The sequence below is a fragment of the Rhodoferax lacus genome, assembly GCF_003415675.1.
GTDB lineage: Bacteria > Pseudomonadota > Gammaproteobacteria > Burkholderiales > Burkholderiaceae_C > Allorhodoferax > Allorhodoferax lacus.
Window position 1 is genome coordinate 77867 of sequence record NZ_QFZK01000002.1, and the last position, 15810, is coordinate 93676.

Genomic DNA, 15810 nt, shown 5'->3' on the forward strand with positions numbered 1-15810 from the left:
ACCCCCAAGCTGGCCCATGTTCCAATGTCGGCATGAATCCTGATGCACACAAGCTCTGGGCAGCACCCCAGTGGGCCTTCTCCATTTTGCTGGCCCTGCTGGGCATGCTGGGGCCGTTTTCCATCGACACATACTTGCCCGCGTTTGCAGGCATTGCCACCGCACTGAACGCCACGCCGGTGCAGATGCAGCAGACCCTGTCTGCCTATCTGTTCGGCTTTGCCTTGATGAGCCTGTTCCATGGCTCCCTCTCGGACAGCCTGGGCCGCAGGCCGGTGGTGTTGTGGGGCCTTGCGGTGTTCATCCTGGCCTCCATGGGGTGTGCGCTGTCGCAGAGCATTGGCCAACTGATCTTCTTTCGCGCAATGCAAGGCTTGTGCACCGGTGCGGGCATTGTGGTGTCGCGCGCCATCGTGCGCGATATGTACCCGCCCTCGCAGGCGCAAAAGGTGATGAGCCAGGTCACCATCTTTTTCGGTGCCGCACCGGCGATTGCGCCCATGCTGGGCGGCTGGCTGCTGATCCATTCCAGCTGGCATGCCATCTTCTGGTTTCTGTGCGGCGTGGGGGTGGTGCTCTGGGTGGCCAACTACCGCTTGCTGCCCGAGACCCTGCACGTGGACCAGCGCCAGCCCTTCCACCCCAGGAACCTGCTGGCGGGCTACTGGAAGCTGGGCTCGGACCCGCGCTTCTTGCTGCTGGCTTTGGCCAGTGGGGTTCCCTTCAACGGCATGTTTCTCTATGTGCTGAGCGCGCCGGTGTTTCTGGGCGAAAGCCTGGGACTGCCTCCCGAGCACTTCTTCTGGTTCTTTCTGTTGACCATCGCCGGCATCATGGCCGGTGCCTGGGTCAGCGGCCGGGTGGCGGGCAAGTTGGCACCCAGGCACCAGATCCGCAACGGCTTTGCCGTCATGCTGGGCATTGGGCTGCTGAATCTGGCAGCCAATCTGCTGTTCAAGGCCGATGTGGCCTGGTCGCTGTTGCCCATCGCCATCTTCGCCTTCGGCTGGGCGCTGATGGTGCCGGTGGTCACGCTCCTGGTGCTGGACCTGCACCCCGAGCGCCGTGGCATGGCTTCGAGCCTGCAGATGTTCATAGGCTCCAGCGCCAATGGCCTGGTGGCCGGCGTGGTCTCGCCCCTGGTGATGCACTCGCCCGTGGCACTGGCCGCAACCTCGCTGCTGCTGATGGGCATAGGCCTGTGCTCCTGGACATTCATGCGCAGGCGTTGGCCAGAAATCGGCTAATATGTGTTAATCAGTGATCAGAGAGCGATGCCTGACCTGGTTCAAACATACATTCGGCATGCCCCGTAACGGCCCTGTAAAACAACAGATCCTGGCATAGCCACCTGCGCCCCACGTGCTGCTTCGCACGTGCCTCTGCGCAACCCCAAAAACAAGTCATTGGAAGACGGCAGCCCGCCGATGCGGATTCACGCCAGCACACAGCCGGTGTTGGACCCCGTATGGCGGGCAAGGGTTCAAACAATCTATCGGGAAAAAAATCATGAAGCTTCAATTAAAAAAGCGTTTGGTTTGCGTAGCGGCAGGAATGACGGCCTTGTTGGCAGCGTGTGGAGGAGGCGGCGGTGGCGGTAACGCGGGCGCTGCCAATGGCGGCGGTACCACCGCCCTCAGTACCACCACACCCGTCACCATCACGGTGGTGGATGGCCCGATTGCCGGTGCCATGGTCTGCCTGGACAAAAATGAAAACGGTGCCTGCGACACCGAAGATGCGCCCCGCACCACCGACACCAACGGTCAAGCCACCTTTACGGTCCCCAACGCAGAAGTTGGCAAGTATCCAGCCCTGGTGTGGGTAAACAAAGGAGCCACAGACCGGGACACTGGGGCTGTGCCGACGCGCTACACCATGAAAGCGCCCAAAGACGCAGTCCATCTGGTGACTCCGCTCACCACCCTGGTGCAGACCCTGGTGGAAACCACCGGGGCCAGCACCCAGGACGCCGCGGCTGCGGTTCAGTTGCAACTGGGCATGAAGAATTCCCCTCTGGATGATTTCACCCAAAACGGGGATGCCAATGCCCAGGCCATTGCCAATGCGGTTGTCGTCACCGCCCAGGCGCAGGCTGATTTGCTCAAGGATGCGGTGGGTGCAAGCACCAGTTCCGGCACTGTCATCACGCAGCTACAACTGGACCAATTGGTTGCGCAAAAAGTGCTCGACTTCGCAAGCTGGTTTGCGTTTGTGGCTGCCGACAAGCTTGTTACGGGTGCTACCAGTGCAACCGCCCGGGTCGCTGTGCTCAATGTCAAGGCACAGGAGATGCTGGGCAGCTCTGGCATACCGAATGCCCCCAGTGCCTTGTTGGCCCTGGCGCACATCAGGCAAAGCCGCCCGGGCAACGGCTTTTCGTCAGGCCTCGCAAGTGCCTGGCTGGCCTACCTCTCCTTCGATGCGCCCGATGATGTGTATGCCCGGTACATCACCAGCAGTGCCTCTGAAAACACACCGGCGGGCAACAACACGCGTTACCACAACCTGCGCTACCAGGCTTACCCCAACGGCGATGTGTCGACATGGGCCACGCAGGGCGGCCCCAAGTGGGGAGGCACACTGCACTGGAATGGCAGCAGCTGGAAAGTCTGCGGTATCCAGGACGCACATATCTCGTCTGTTCCGGATGCCAATGGCAACAGCAGCTACAACGAATGCGATGGCCTGGAGCGCGGTACCACCAACAGCAAAACGGTCGACATAGGTGGGCAGAAGATGCTGGAGGTGTACCAGTCCATCCTCAGCCAGGGCTATTTCAACCTGCGCGTGGGTGACTCGCGCGCCAGGGCCACCACACTTCTGGGTACGGCTGTGTTCCCCGCAGGATCCAAACTTGGCTTGAGAAAAACCCTCAACACCAGCAATGCCTTTGCCTATTACCCCGGTAGCGGCAATTACCTGGAACTGCCGGATGCGCAATTGGCAGCGGGCAATGCTGCGGCTTGCGATGCTTCGGTCGACCCGCAGTCCTCCAGCCAAGTTTCGCTGGATCAGACCATTGCGAGGTTGCGCGGCACACCCTGCGTCTACGCCTCATGGTCTGGCAACAGAGGCTTGAACGGTGCATTTCTGGACTCGGGCAGCAGGAACGAGGGCTGGGGAAACACCACACTCAGTCTGGGCAGCCTGGGCGATGCCAAGACGGTAGCCAACCTGAATGAGGCCACCGCTTTCTATACCGGCAACACGCTGGTGCGGGTGGCCTTTGGTGATGCTGGCCTTGCCAAATACTATGCCTGCCAGGAAAGCTGGTCGGGAAGCGTGCGCAACTGCACTGCAGCAGGTACGGGCACCTATGTGATTGAGACCCTGGGCGACGCCCGGGTGTTGTATTTCACCGGGCTGCCACAGATGCTGCGTGGTGCCCAAAGCTGGGAGCGTGTCTACATTGAACGCCAGGGGCAAGTGCGTTACGGCTACCGGGATTTGCCGTATCCGGCAACCAGTGCCTGGCTCAATTTGCCAGCCGCCAATGCCTTGTTGGTCCAACTGGGTACCGGCCGGAGCATTGATCCCGGCGTGGGTCTGGCCTTGACGGCTTCGTCCTACGAGGGCACCTACAAAGGTATCTTTTTCGGTGACGCAACTGCCCCTTCTGTTTCCGGCCTGTTCACGTTCAATCTGGCAGCCGGCAAGGTTCCGACATGTTCTGGAAGTTCCAATGCATTGGTGTCAGCAAGCAACCTCGGTGGCACCTTCACCTGTTCGAATGTCGTGTTGAATCCCGGAGCCGCGGGCAGCACGGAGGCAAACATCACGTTTGGTACCACCAGCAGCGGGGAAAGTTTCACTGGAAAAATCAATTTCTACACCGGTGCAGTTTCTGGCTCCTGGATCAGCACCAGCGGTGCAAAGGGGGCATTTAGAGGTTTGCGCCAATAGCCTTTGCAATACGGTGCGGCGCGCAGGTGCCGCCCTCAGCCCCTTGCAGACTCCCTGTCTCAAGGGGTTTTTTTTTGGGTAGAGCAAAGCGGTCTGGTGGCAACCAAGCAGCACAGGGTCAGGTGTCTTTCAAGGAGTTGTAAGTAAACCTTGCATCTTCAACGTACCCCTGCGCCCCCGTCTTAAACTGTCCCATTTGCCTTTCGGAGGTTTCGTGCCAATCCAACCCATTCCGTTTATCGCCACCATGCTGGCAGCCTTGTCGGTTGCGGCCAGTCCATCCTTCGCCGCCAAACCCGAATGGGCTGGTAAAGGAAACAAGCACCAGCAAGGCGAGCAGGTCGAGCAGGGCCAGGTGGAAATCCAGATTGGCGCCTACTTCGGTGAGCGCCAGCGACTGGAGGTCTCCAACTACTACGAGACCCAGGGGCGTGCTGGCAAATGCCCGCCAGGTCTGGCCAAAAAGCACAATGGTTGCCAGCCGCCCGGCCAGGCCAAGAAGTGGCAAATGGGCCGCCCCTTGGCACGCGATGTGGTGTTCTACCCGGTACCTGACGCGGTGGTCGTGCGCATTGGTCTGCCGCCAGCGGGCCACCGCTATGTGCGCGTGCTCAACGACGTTTTGCTGATAGCCATAGGCACGAACTTGGTGGTGGATGCCATCCAGGATTTGATGCGCTAGGAACAACATGGTTTGATTTCCAGCCGGGTAGCGTCTGCTCCAGATACCACCCGGCTGTTCTTTTGGCGGGCCTGTGTTTATACTGTTCAAATAAACAGTATCAAAGCCAAACCCTTGCCATGACTGCCCTGGCGCGTACCACGCCCTTTGTTTTGCACGACATCCATGCAGATGTCTGGCATGCGCACGCACTTTCGCAGGCGGTGCTGCCCGTGCTGGCCACGGGCGATGCGGCGCTGGATGCGCAGTTGCCTGGAGGTGGCTGGCCGATTGGGGCCCTGACCGAAGTCCTGCAGCCCCCGGGTGTGCACAGCGAGTGGCGTTTGCTCCTGCCCGCCCTGGCCCGCAGTGGTCTGGGCCCGGTGGTACTGGTGGGTGCGCCCCACTTGCCGTTTGCACCGGCCCTGGCGGCCCAGGGGTTGGCGGCGCAGCGCCTGCTGTGGGTCAAGGCTGTTGCACCAGCGGCGCGGCTTTGGGCATGTGAGCAGGCGTTGCGCTGTGCCGAGGTGAGCGCTGTGCTGGCCTGGCTGCCACAAGCCCGCAGTGACCAACTCCGACGCTTGCAAATGGCCGCGGCCGAGTACGGCAAGCTGCTGTTTGTGATGCGGCCGCAAGCGGCGCAGGACGAAGCCTCGCCGGCTGCTTTACGCCTGTATCTGCAGCCGCAATCGCAAACTGCCCATCCCAGTTCGCCTGCTGTACCCGCCCAGGCTGGGGCTGACAGCCTGCAAGTGCGGCTGCTCAAACGCCGTGGACCGCCACTGGGCCAGCCCCTGCAGTTGCAGGCTCGCGCAAGCCGCCTCACCCTGCTGCTGGCCAGCAGCCAAGCCCATGCACTGGATTGCCGTACAAGCCGCGCCTGAACCGTCGTCCACCCCGCTGCTCACCCTGCCACCCATCGACGCAGTGTCCGAACCGGCGAAAGAACCAAAGCCAGCGGCCTTGGTGGATGTGGACACGGCGCTGGTCTGGTGGGCCCTGCAGTTCACGCCGCTGGTGGCGCGCGTCGAGCATTCCCTGGTGCTGGAGGTATCGGGCAGCGAGCGGCTGTTTGGCGGACGCGCCGCGCTGCTGCAGCGTCTGTTTGCAGAGTGCCCACCCGCCGTCGCACTGGCGCATGCCCAGGGCGAGACATCCCTGCTGGCACTGGCCCGTCTGTGGGCCCAGGCGCCCGAGGCGCCTCTGCAGGCTTTGCCCCTGCACACACTGGCCGCCGCGCGGGCCCACCTGCCCACCCTGGAACGCCTGGGCTGCAGTACCTGGGGGCAGTTGCGCGCCTTGCCACGCGGCGGGTTGGCGCGGCGCTTTGGAGCAGGGCTGGTGGACGCGCTGGACAGCGCCTGGGGCACACGCCCCGAGCTCTACCCCTGGCTGAGCCTGCCGGAGGTGTTCGATGTGCCGCTGGAGCTGTCGGCTGCGGTGGAAACAGCGCCGGCCCTGTTGTTTGGCGCACGGCGTTTGCTGGCGCAGTTGCTGGTCTGGCTGCGGGCACGCCAGCGTGGCGTGCTGGCGCTGGAGCTGCTGTGGGAGCTCGACGCGCGGCGCTCCAATGCCCTGCATGTGGACGCCCACCACCAGGGCGGCGCACAGGGGCGTCTGGAGCTGCGCACGGCCGAGCCCACGCAGGACATGCAGCATCTGCAGCGCCTCTTGGGCGAACAGCTGGCCCGGGTGACCTTGCCCGCGCCGGTGCTGTACCTGCGCCTGCGCAGCCTGCAGACCCAGGCACTGGGGGGTGAGTCGCACAGCCTGCTGCCCGAAGACCAGCGCAAGGGCGACAGCCTGCACCAGATGCTGGAGCGCCTGGGCGCGCGCTTGGGGCCTGAGCAGGTGCTGTGCGTGCAGCCGCAGGCCCGCCACCTGCCCGAGCAGATGCAGGCCTGGGTGCCCTGGACACCTGGGCCCCTTAAAAAAACACCGTCGGATGCGCTGTCAGCCCAGGCCGCGCTCTTGCCCACCTGGCTGCTGGCAGAGCCGCAGTTGCTGCAGCTCAAACAGGACGGCCCGCACTACCAGGGCCCGCTGACCCTTCTGGCCGGACCGCAGCGCCTGGAGACTGGCTGGCTCGAAGGCGAGCCCGCCTTGCGCGACTACTTTGTGGCGCGCAGCGCAGAGGCCGGGCTGGTGTGGATTTACCGCGAGCGCCTGGCTGCGAGCGGACAAAAAAATACCAGCACAGAATTGCGTCTGCGCTGGTATTTGCATGGGCTGTTTGCTTAGAAAGCGCTCAGCCGTTGCAGCTGACTTAGAAGCGCCAGCCGAGGCCCACGCCGACCAGCAGGGGGTCCACCTTGAAGGTGCCCTTGTTCACGCCGCCCACATACACGTCAGTGCCGATCATGACTTTCTTCACGTCGAAGTTGAAGTACATATTGCCGGACAGGGGTACGTCCACGCCGACCTGCAAGGCGGTGCCGGTGCTGGAGTTGTTCAGCGTGGCGAGACCACCCAGGATATCGGTGGTGGTGAACTTGGTGTAGTTGATACCGGCGCCAACATAGGGCTTGAAGCCGGTGAAGTTGGTGAAGTGGTATTGCACCAGCAGGGTGGGTGGCAGCTGAGACAGGGTTCCGATATTGGCACCATTGGACTTCACGTCGTGCTGCTGGGGCACTGTCAAGATCAGTTCAGCCGCGATATTGGGGGTGAAGAAGTAGCTGATGTCCACTTCGGGCAGCACGATGTCGTTCACGGTCAGACCCAGACCGGTGGAGTCGGTGTTGGCGCTGGACAGGCTCACCGCACGTGCGCGAACCATCCAGGGACCTTCCTTGGCCTGTGCGAAGGCCTGGGTACTGATCAGGCTTGCTGCGGCGATGGCCAATGCGGTCAGGACGTGTTTTTTCATGTTGAATACCTTGTGTTGGTTGCTAGGGAAATCCCTGGTACCGATTTCACAATGGTTCAACATCCGCGCGTTTGCGACAGGTCAAAGCCGCAAGGGTGTGGCATGCAAAGCGCTGTCAATAAGCTGACAGCTGCCTGTTGCATGCCCGCACTGCAGAAGCCTACAGGCTGTGCGTCACCAGCTTGAAATCCGGGTCCTCTGCATAGCTCTTGACCTGGTAGCCCAGGCCGCGCATGAGCTTGAGCATGCCCGCGTTGTTGGCCAGCACCAGGCCCTCGATTTCGGCCAGACCCTTTTCGCGCGCCACGTCCATGATGCTTTCCATCAGGCGCGAGCCCAGGCCCTTGCCATTGAAGTCATCGGCCACCACCAGGGCGAACTCGCAGCTGCTCTGGTCGGGGTTGGTGACATAGCGCGACACGCCCACAATGCGCTCGGTCTCGCTGATGTCGCCCTCGGGCGTGGAGGTGCGTTCCTTCACGACGGCCACCAGGGCCATCTCGCGGTCGTAGTCGATCAAGGTGAAGCGCGCCAGCATGCTGGGCGGCAGCTCGGCCATGCTGGAGACAAAGCGGAAGTAGCGGCTCTCGGGCGAGAGCTCGCTCACCAGCTTCTTGAGCATGTTGGCGTCATCCGGGTGGATGGGGCGAATGGTGTATTCGCCGCCACCGCGCAGCGGCAGGGTCTTCTCGTAGCGCGCCGGGTAGGGCAGGATGGACAGGTGGTGGTAGTCGCTGGCGCGGCCGTTGCTGGTTTGCGGCGCGCTGTCAATGACGATGCGCGCATCCACGGCCACGGCGCCGGACTCGTCCACGATGATGGGGTTGATGTCCATCTCCCGCAGGTGTGGCAGCTCGCACACCATCTCCGACACACGCAGCAGCACCTGCTCCAGCGCATCCATGTCCACGGCGCTGGCACCGCGCCACTCGCCCAGGGTTTCTGCCACACGCGAGCGGTCAATCAGGCGGTGCGCCAGAAACTGGTTGAGCGGGGGCAGCTCCATGGCGCGGTCGTTGAGCAGCTCGATCATGGTGCCACCGGCGCCAAACACAATCACCGGGCCAAACGGATCGTCGGTGACCAGGCCGACATAGATTTCGCGGCCACGCCGTGCATGCGCCATCTTTTGTACCGTCACGCCATTGATGCGGGCCGAGGGCTGTATGCGTTTGACGCGCTCCACCATGTCGTTGTAGTTGTCGCGCGCGCTGGCCGCATTCATGATGTTCAGGGCCACGCCCTGCACATCTGATTTGTGGCTGATGTCGGGTGAGTCGATTTTGAGCGCCACCGGAAAGCCCAGCTGCGCCGAGATCATCATGGCTTCCGTCGCATTGCGCGCCAGGATGGTCTGCGTCACCGGGATATGGAAGCACGACAGCAGGGTCTTGGACTCCATCTCGGTAAGCACCTTGCGGCGCTCGGCCAGCACGCTCTCGATGATCAGGCGCGCGCCCTCGATGTCGGGCTTGCCCAGCGTGGACAGCGGCGGCGGGGTCTGCTGCAACAGGCGCTGGTTTTGGTAGAAGGTGGCGATGTTGCCAAAGGCGCCCACCGCTGCTTCGGGTGTGCGGAAGGTGGGGATGGCGGCCTCGTTGAGCAGCACGCGGGCTTCCACCACCGAAGCGTCCCCCATCCAGCAGGACAGCAGGGGCTTGCCCATGGAGCGCTTGATCTCGGCCAGGCCTTTGGCCACACCGGTAGAGTCGATGCCGGATTTGGGCGAGAAGATCACCAACACGCCGTCAATCGTGGCGTCATGGTTGGCCGCTTCAATGGCGGCCTTGTAGTGCGCGGCGGTGGCGTCTTCTGACAGGTCAATCAGGTCGCACAGTGAAGCCAGCTCAGGCACCAGGGGCTTGAGTTCGGCGACAGACTGCGCCGAGAGCTTGCCCAGGTGCAGGTGGATTTCGTTCACCCAGTCGGCTGCCAGCACGCCCGGGCCGCCGCCATTGGTGACGATGGCCAGACGCTTGCCCACCGGGCGGTAGCGCGAGGCCAGGCATTTGGCCGCGGAAAACAGTTCCACAAACGAGGTGACGCGCACGGCGCCAGCCCGGCGCAGGGCGGCATCAAACACATCGTCGCTGCCGACAATGGCGCCGCTGTGGGTTTGTGCGGCCTCGTTGCCCGCGGGCTTGCGCCCGGCCTTGAGCACGATCACCGGCTTGGCGTTGGCAGCTGAGCGCAGCGCGCTCATGAAGCGCCGGGCATTGGAGATGCCCTCCAGGTAGACGATGATGCTTTGCGTGCGCGCATCGTTGGCCAGGTAGTCCAACACCTGCGCAATGTCCACCGAGGTCTTGGGGCCCAGGGATACGACCGACGAGAAGCCCACCGCGTTCTGGCTGGCCCAGTCCAGCATGGAGGCCGTCAGTGCTCCGGACTGGGATACCAGCGCCAGGGAGCCGGGCTTGGCCAGCGGGCCGGCAATGCTGGCATTGAGTTGCAAGAGCGGGTTCTGGAAGCCCAGGCAGTTGGGGCCCAGCAGCTGCACGTTCTCACGTTTGGCCACCTTCTTCAGGGCCACTGCCAACTCACTGGTGATGCCGCTGGAGATGATCAGGGCCGAGCGGCAGGTCATGCGCCCGGCAATTTCCAGCGCTGCCAGCACGTCCTCGGGGGGCAGGGCGATGATGGCCAGATCGGCCCGGGTCTGCGCCAAGTCGGCCAGGGTGCCGCTGGTGTGAATGTCCAGAAAATGCAGCTCTCCCTTGAAGGTCTGGGCCTTGATGTTCTCGGCCAGTTGGCGGGCCTGTGCGGTGTGGCCTTCCTCACTGTCGGTGGGGCCGGCAAAAACCAGAATGGATTGGGGGGCGAAGAGGGGGGAGAGATAGTGTTTGTCCATACGTTCAATCAGCGCCTATAAGCACCTTGACGTGCGCCGTGGCGCTGCGTGCAAGAGGGCTCAAGACATAACCGCCTTCCAGGCAGGAAATCATGCGTCCCTGGCAGTGGCGCTTGGCCACTGCCATGAGCTGCTGGGTCACCCAGGCGTAGTCGGCTTCGACCAGACCCAGGTTGCCCATATCGTCTTCGCGGTGGCCGTCAAAACCGGCCGAGATGTAAATCAGCTGCGGCTTGAAGGCGTCGAGCGCCGGAATCCATTGGCTGGTGACGGCCTCGCGGAATTTGTCAGAGCCCGAGCGGGCTGGCAGACCCACGTTGACCATGTTGGTGGCTGTGCTGTTCTCGCCCGAGAAGGGGTACAGGCCGGTCTCGAAAATCGAGCACATCAGAATGCGCGGGTCGTTCTGCAGGATGTCTTCACTGCCATTGCCGTGGTGCACATCAAAGTCAATCAGCGCCACGCGCTGCAGACCATGGTGCTCCAGGGCATGCATCACGCCCACGGCCACGTTGTTGAAAAAGCAGAATCCCATGGCCGCATTGCGCTCGGCATGGTGGCCAGGCGGGCGCACGCTGCAAAAAGCGGCGGGCACGCCACCGGCAATCACCAGGTCGGTGGCCTGCACCGCAGCACCGGCAGCGCGCAGGGCAGCCAGCGCGGTGAAGGGGTTCATGCTGGTGTCGGGGTCCACACGGTGGTAGCCCTCTTCAGGCGCGGCGTTCAGGATGCTGTGGATGTACTCAAGGCCATGGGCGCGGGCCAGCTGTGCCTCGGTGGCCAGCGGCGCGTCATAGCTGCCCATGTAGTCCAGCAGACCCTTGGTCAACAACATGTCATTGATAGCGCCCAGACGCTCAGGGCATTCCGGATGGTCGGCACCCATTTCGTGGCGGCTGCAGTCAGGGTGCGTGATGTAGGCGGGTAGCAAGGGAGGTCTCCTGGTGACTGCTGGCGCTGTATGTGTGCTGGATCTGGGGCAAGCACAGTCTAGGCCAGTCTTGGTGTGTTGGGATTGACGCACATCATGTCGAAGTGCAGCCTCAAGCGTCGCGCCTTTCCATGACATCGTCCTGACAGGGCGTGACAGGATGGGCGATACTGTGTATAAATACAGTTATGGAAAATCCTCAACTGTCGCAAGCTACAAACTTCATTCTCTACACAGCAGCCAATGGTGACATACACCTTCAAGTGGCGGTGCGCGACGAGACTGTTTGGTTGACTCAAAAAGCAATGGCCGATCTCTTTGCCGTTGGAGTGCCCGCCATCAACAAACACCTGAAGAACATCTTTGATACCGGGGAGTTGCTGGCTCCGTCAGTTATTTCCATTTTGGAAACAACTGCTGCAGACGGCAAAAGGTACAAGACCAAGTACTACAACCTCGATGCCATTATTTCCGTTGGCTATCGGGTCAATTCCAGGGAGGCGACCCAGTTTCGCATTTGGGCGACCCGTACGCTGAAGGCTTACATCATCAAAGGCTTTGTGCTGGACGATGCACGCTTGAAGCAAGGACGGCAGGTGTTCGGCAAAGACTACTTCGATGAGTTGCTGGAACGCATCCGCGAGATACGCGCCAGCGAGCGCAGGTTCTACCAAAAGATCACTGATATCTATGCACTGTCGGTGGACTACGACAAACGGGCCACAGTGACCAAGGAGTTTTTCGCCACCGTGCAAAACAAGTTGCATTGGGCGATCACCGGAAAGACTTCGGCTGAAATCATTTACCAAACTGCAGACGCTGGCAAACCCCATATGGGCTTGATGGCATTCAAGAATGCACCGGATGGGAAAGTACTGAAGAGCGATGTGGTGGTTGCAAAAAATTATCTGCCTGAGCAACACATTCGGGAGTTGGAACGCATTGTGTCTGCCTATCTGGATTTGGCAGAGAACCGCGCCGAGCGAAAAATCCTGATGAAGATGTCTGATTGGGTGGCTTTTTTAAACAGCTTTTTGGAGCTTTCTAACTATTCGATTCTTCAGGATGCCGGTCAGGTCAGTTCCGAGTTGGCACGGATCAAAGCCGAGAAGGAATTCGAAAAATTCAGGGTGCAACAAGACCAGGAATATCTTTCAGACTTTGACAAAGCCGTTAAAGAGTTGGATAAGCCCGGCCGTAAATAGACGCTGCACGGATCCAGTGAACCCGATCATGGTGTGCATGTTTTTCCATGACCCTCCCCGCCTACGCCGAGCTGCACTGCCTCTCCAATTTCAGCTTCCAGCGTGCTGCCTCGCAGCCGGAAGAACTGGTGGAGCGCGCGCACAAGCTGGGCTATAGCGCGCTGGCCCTTACTGACGAGTGCTCGGTGGCCGGCGTGGTGCGCGCGCATGGCGAGGCCGAGCGTTTGAAGCTCAAGCTGCTGCTGGGCTCCGAATTTGTGGTGCGACTCGACGGTGGTGCCGTCTTCACGCTGGTGGCCCTGGCGCACAACCTGGCGGGCTGGGGCAATCTGTGCGAGTTCATCACGCGCGCGCGCCGGGCCGCACCCAAGGGCGAGTACCTGGTGCGCTGGGTTGATGTGCAGGAGCAGACTCTGGCGGACTGCGAAATCATTCTCTGTGGGCTGGACAGCCTGGGCATGGAGGCCGCCTGGGCGGTGGGAGTCCGCATACACGCCTTGTACCCCCAGCATGTCTGGCTGTCACTCACGCTGGGGCTGGCGGGCACGGACGCCCTGCGCCAGGAGCGCGCCCGGCAGCTGGCGCGCCTGACCGGTTTGCCCCTGGTGGCCACTGGCCAGGTGCAGATGCATGTGCGTTCGCGCAAGCCCCTGCACGATGTGCTGACTGCGGTGCGCATGGGCAAGCCGGTGGCGCAGTGCGGCTTCGCCCTGCAGGCCAATGCCGAGCTGCATTTGCGCACGCGCGCACGCCTGGCGGCCCTCTATCCGCCCGCACTGCTGGAGGCCACGCAAACCATTGCCGCGCGCTGCCACTTCAAGCTCCAGGAGCTGCGCTACCAGTACCCGCAGGAGGCCGTGCTGCCCGGCCAGACCCCTGCGCAGACCCTGCGGCAATACACAGAAGAGGGTGCGAGGGAGCGTTACCCCGCAGGCGTGGGTGCGACCGTGCAGGCGCAGATCGAACACGAGCTGACGCTGATCACCGAGCTGCGCTACGAGATGTATTTTCTGACCGTGCACGACCTGGTGCGCTTTGCGCGCGGCCGCGGCATTCTGTGCCAGGGGCGCGGCTCGGCGGCCAACTCGGCGGTGTGTTACTGCCTGGGCGTGACCGAGGTGAACCCGGCCCTGAGCAACCTTTTGTTCGAGCGCTTCATCAGCCGCGAACGCGACGAGCCGCCCGACATCGATGTGGACTTCGAGCACCAGCGCCGCGAGGAGGTGATCCAGTACATCTACACCAAGTACGGCCGCGCGCGTGCCGCCATCACCGCTGTGGTGGCCAGCTACCGTCCGCGCAGCGCCCTGCGCGATGTGGGGCGCGCCCTGGACATCCCGGAAGTGCTGATCACCGCCATGGCCAAGGAGCATCCCGGCATGTACAGCCGCGAAGTGTTGGTGGAGCGCTTGCAGTCGGCCATCGAGCGGGTGCAAGGGGAGGTAGTGTTCAAGCTGCCGCCACCGCGCCGCCTGGCCCAGTGGCTGGACCTGGCTTGCCAGTTGCAGCGCTTCCCACGCCACCTCAGCCAGCACGTAGGCGGCTTTGTGCTGACACAAGGGCCATTGACGCGCTTGGTGCCGGTGGAAAACGCCTCCATGAAAGACCGCAGCGTCATCCAGTGGGACAAGGACGATCTGGACGCAGTGGGCCTCCTGAAAGTGGATGTGCTGGCCCTGGGCATGCTCAGCGCCATACGCCGCTGCCTGATGCTGATCGAGCAGTGGCGCGGCAAGCCCATGCGCATGCAGGACATCCCCAGCGAAGACAGAGCCACCTACGCCATGATCTGCCGCGCCGACACGGTGGGTGTGTTCCAGATCGAGAGCCGCGCGCAGATGAGCATGCTGCCGCGCCTCAAGCCCCAGTGCTTTTACGACCTGGTGGTGGAGGTGGCCATCGTGCGGCCCGGGCCCATCCAGGGCGGCATGGTGCATCCGTATTTGCTGGCGCGCGCCAATCCGGAAGCGGTGGCGTACGCCAGCCCGCAGATCCGCGAGGCATTGAAACGCACCCACGGCGTGCCGATTTTTCAGGAGCAGGTGATGCAGGTGGCCATGGCTGCGGCCAACTTTTCTGCCGGCGAGTCCGACCAGCTGCGCCGCTCCATGGCGGCCTGGAAGCGCAAGGGCGGGGTGCACAAGTTCCACGACCGCTTGGTGGGCGGCATGCTCAAAAATGGCTACACGCAAGAATATGCCGACCAGCTCTTCAAGCAGATCGAAGGCTTTGGCGAATACGGTTTTCCCGAAAGCCACGCCGCCAGCTTTGCTTTGTTGGTGTATGCCAGTTGCTGGCTCAAGTGGCACGAGCCGGCCTGCTTTCTGGCCGCCATGCTCAACAGCCAGCCCCTGGGTTTCTATGGCCCGGCCCAACTGGTGCAGGATGCGCAGCGCCATGGCGTGCAGGTGCGCGCGGTGGATGTGGCGCACAGCGAATGGGACTGCACGCTGGAGGTGCCCGATGGCCCGGGGGCGCAGCTGCTGCCCGGCATGTCTGCGCAAGACCCTCAGCACCAGACCACGGGTCAGCCCCTTCCTTCACCTGAGCGCGCACTGCAGCCCGCCGTGCGCTTGGGACTGCGCATGGTCAGCGGCTTGTCGAGCGCGGTAGCCGAGCGCATCAGCCAGCAGCGCGCACTGTCCCCCTTTGCCAGCACGCAAGACCTGGCCCTGCGCTGCCAACTGGATGTGGGTGACCTGCGCGCCCTGGCCAGTGCCGACGCCCTGCAATCTTTAAGTGGACACCGCCGCCAGCAGGTCTGGGAGGCTTCCGCCTTGCGCCTGGCCCCGGCCCTGCTGGCCGGTGTGCCGATTGACGAAGAAGCTTTGGAACTGGAAGCGGCAGGCGAAGGCGAAGAGGTGGTGTTTGACTACGCTGCCTTGGGGCTTAGCCTGCGCCGCCATCCGTTGGCGCTGCTGCGCGCGCAGCTCACCCCCAAACGCTTGCTGACCGCCGAGCAGATGCGCCACTATCCCAGCGGCCGCCTGGTGCGCGCCTGCGGCATCGTCACCATGCGCCAGCAGCCGCAGACCGCCAAGGGCGTGGTGTTCGTGACCCTGGAGGACGAGACCGGTAGTGTGAATGTGATCATCTGGAAAGCCGTCAAGGAGCAGTTCCGTGAGGTGCTGTACCGCGCCCGCTTGATGGCCGTGTATGGCATCTGGCAAAGAGATGAAGTTGCCCCCAATCCTGGCTCCGCCAGGCCCCCCGATGGGGTGCAACCGTTCTTGGGGCGGCCCGGCGAACGGCTGAGCGGCGGCGAAGTGCGCCACGTGGTGGCCAAGCGCCTGGTGGATCTGACGCCGCTACTGGGCGAGCTCAGCACCGTGAGCCGGGACTTTCACTGAAGTGGCAGAGACGATGGGTGCCGCCATGCATACGGTG

10 protein-coding genes are annotated in these 15810 nt (G+C 62.6%); 7 read left to right on the forward strand and 3 right to left on the reverse strand.

Translation table 11 applies throughout. The annotated features are described in order from the left end of the window. Positions 1–32: 32 nt before the first annotated feature. From DIC66_RS03950 to DIC66_RS03970, 5 genes are all read left to right on the forward strand, one after another. Complete coding sequence (locus tag DIC66_RS03950; protein ID WP_117174302.1) at positions 33–1247, forward strand: multidrug effflux MFS transporter; 1215 nt, start codon at positions 33–35, stop codon at positions 1245–1247. 262 nt (positions 1248–1509) lie between these two features. Continuing rightward, positions 1510–3906 (forward strand): hypothetical protein, encoded by a 2397-nt coding sequence (locus tag DIC66_RS03955; RefSeq protein ID WP_147321232.1) that lies wholly within the window; start codon positions 1510–1512, stop codon positions 3904–3906. A 214-nt stretch (positions 3907–4120) separates the two neighbouring features. Further along, a complete protein-coding gene (locus DIC66_RS03960) occupies positions 4121–4588 on the forward strand; it encodes an RcnB family protein (protein WP_233505777.1) in 468 nt (155 codons plus the stop codon). A gap of 119 nt (positions 4589–4707) precedes the next feature. Continuing rightward, on the forward strand, positions 4708–5451 hold the full coding sequence (gene imuA, locus DIC66_RS03965) for a translesion DNA synthesis-associated protein ImuA (RefSeq protein ID WP_117174308.1): 744 nt from the start codon (positions 4708–4710) through the stop codon (positions 5449–5451). After that, a complete protein-coding gene (locus DIC66_RS03970; RefSeq protein WP_117174310.1) occupies positions 5420–6808 on the forward strand; it encodes a Y-family DNA polymerase in 1389 nt (462 codons plus the stop codon). Before imuA ends, DIC66_RS03970 begins: the two co-directional genes overlap by 32 nt. A gap of 25 nt (positions 6809–6833) precedes the next feature. Here DIC66_RS03970 and DIC66_RS03975 read toward each other — a convergent pair whose 3' ends face one another. The 3 genes from DIC66_RS03975 to DIC66_RS03985 form a co-directional block, all read right to left on the reverse strand. Further along, positions 6834–7436 carry an OmpW/AlkL family protein gene (locus DIC66_RS03975; RefSeq protein WP_117174312.1) on the reverse strand — a complete coding sequence of 201 codons (603 nt, stop codon included), beginning with the start codon at positions 7434–7436 and terminating at the stop codon, positions 6834–6836. Between the two features lie 160 nt (positions 7437–7596). Further along, entirely contained in the window at positions 7597–10287 is a 2691-nt protein-coding gene (locus tag DIC66_RS03980; RefSeq protein WP_117174314.1) for a bifunctional acetate--CoA ligase family protein/GNAT family N-acetyltransferase, read from the reverse strand. Positions 10288–10291: 4 nt separating this feature from the next. Continuing rightward, positions 10292–11218, reverse strand: coding sequence for a histone deacetylase family protein (locus DIC66_RS03985; RefSeq protein ID WP_117174316.1), 927 nt, complete (start codon positions 11216–11218; stop codon positions 10292–10294). 188 nt (positions 11219–11406) lie between these two features. On the opposite strand from DIC66_RS03985, the gene DIC66_RS03990 reads away from it, so the two are divergent. Next, entirely contained in the window at positions 11407–12423 is a 1017-nt protein-coding gene (locus tag DIC66_RS03990; RefSeq protein ID WP_117174318.1) for a virulence RhuM family protein, read from the forward strand. Positions 12424–12470: 47 nt separating this feature from the next. Further along, the gene (locus DIC66_RS03995; RefSeq protein WP_117174320.1) at positions 12471–15773 is read left to right on the forward strand and encodes an error-prone DNA polymerase; all 3303 of its coding nucleotides are present in this window, start codon (positions 12471–12473) and stop codon (positions 15771–15773) included. Positions 15774–15810 lie beyond the last annotated feature (37 nt).

What these genes read in the sequence shown, in the direction of transcription:
- DIC66_RS03990 (WP_117174318.1), top strand. Translation starts at nt 11,407, where the DNA reads ATGGAAAATCCTCAACTGTCGCAAGCTACAAACTTCATTCTCTACACA.
- DIC66_RS03950 (WP_117174302.1), top strand. Translation starts at nt 33, where the DNA reads ATGAATCCTGATGCACACAAGCTCTGGGCAGCACCCCAGTGGGCCTTC.
- DIC66_RS03970 (WP_117174310.1), top strand. Translation starts at nt 5,420, where the DNA reads ATGCACTGGATTGCCGTACAAGCCGCGCCTGAACCGTCGTCCACCCCG.
- DIC66_RS03975 (WP_117174312.1), bottom strand. Translation starts at nt 7,436, where the DNA reads ATGAAAAAACACGTCCTGACCGCATTGGCCATCGCCGCAGCAAGCCTG.
- DIC66_RS03995 (WP_117174320.1), top strand. Translation starts at nt 12,471, where the DNA reads ATGACCCTCCCCGCCTACGCCGAGCTGCACTGCCTCTCCAATTTCAGC.
- DIC66_RS03955 (WP_147321232.1), top strand. Translation starts at nt 1,510, where the DNA reads ATGAAGCTTCAATTAAAAAAGCGTTTGGTTTGCGTAGCGGCAGGAATG.
- imuA (WP_117174308.1), top strand. Translation starts at nt 4,708, where the DNA reads ATGACTGCCCTGGCGCGTACCACGCCCTTTGTTTTGCACGACATCCAT.
- DIC66_RS03980 (WP_117174314.1), bottom strand. Translation starts at nt 10,287, where the DNA reads ATGGACAAACACTATCTCTCCCCCCTCTTCGCCCCCCAATCCATTCTG.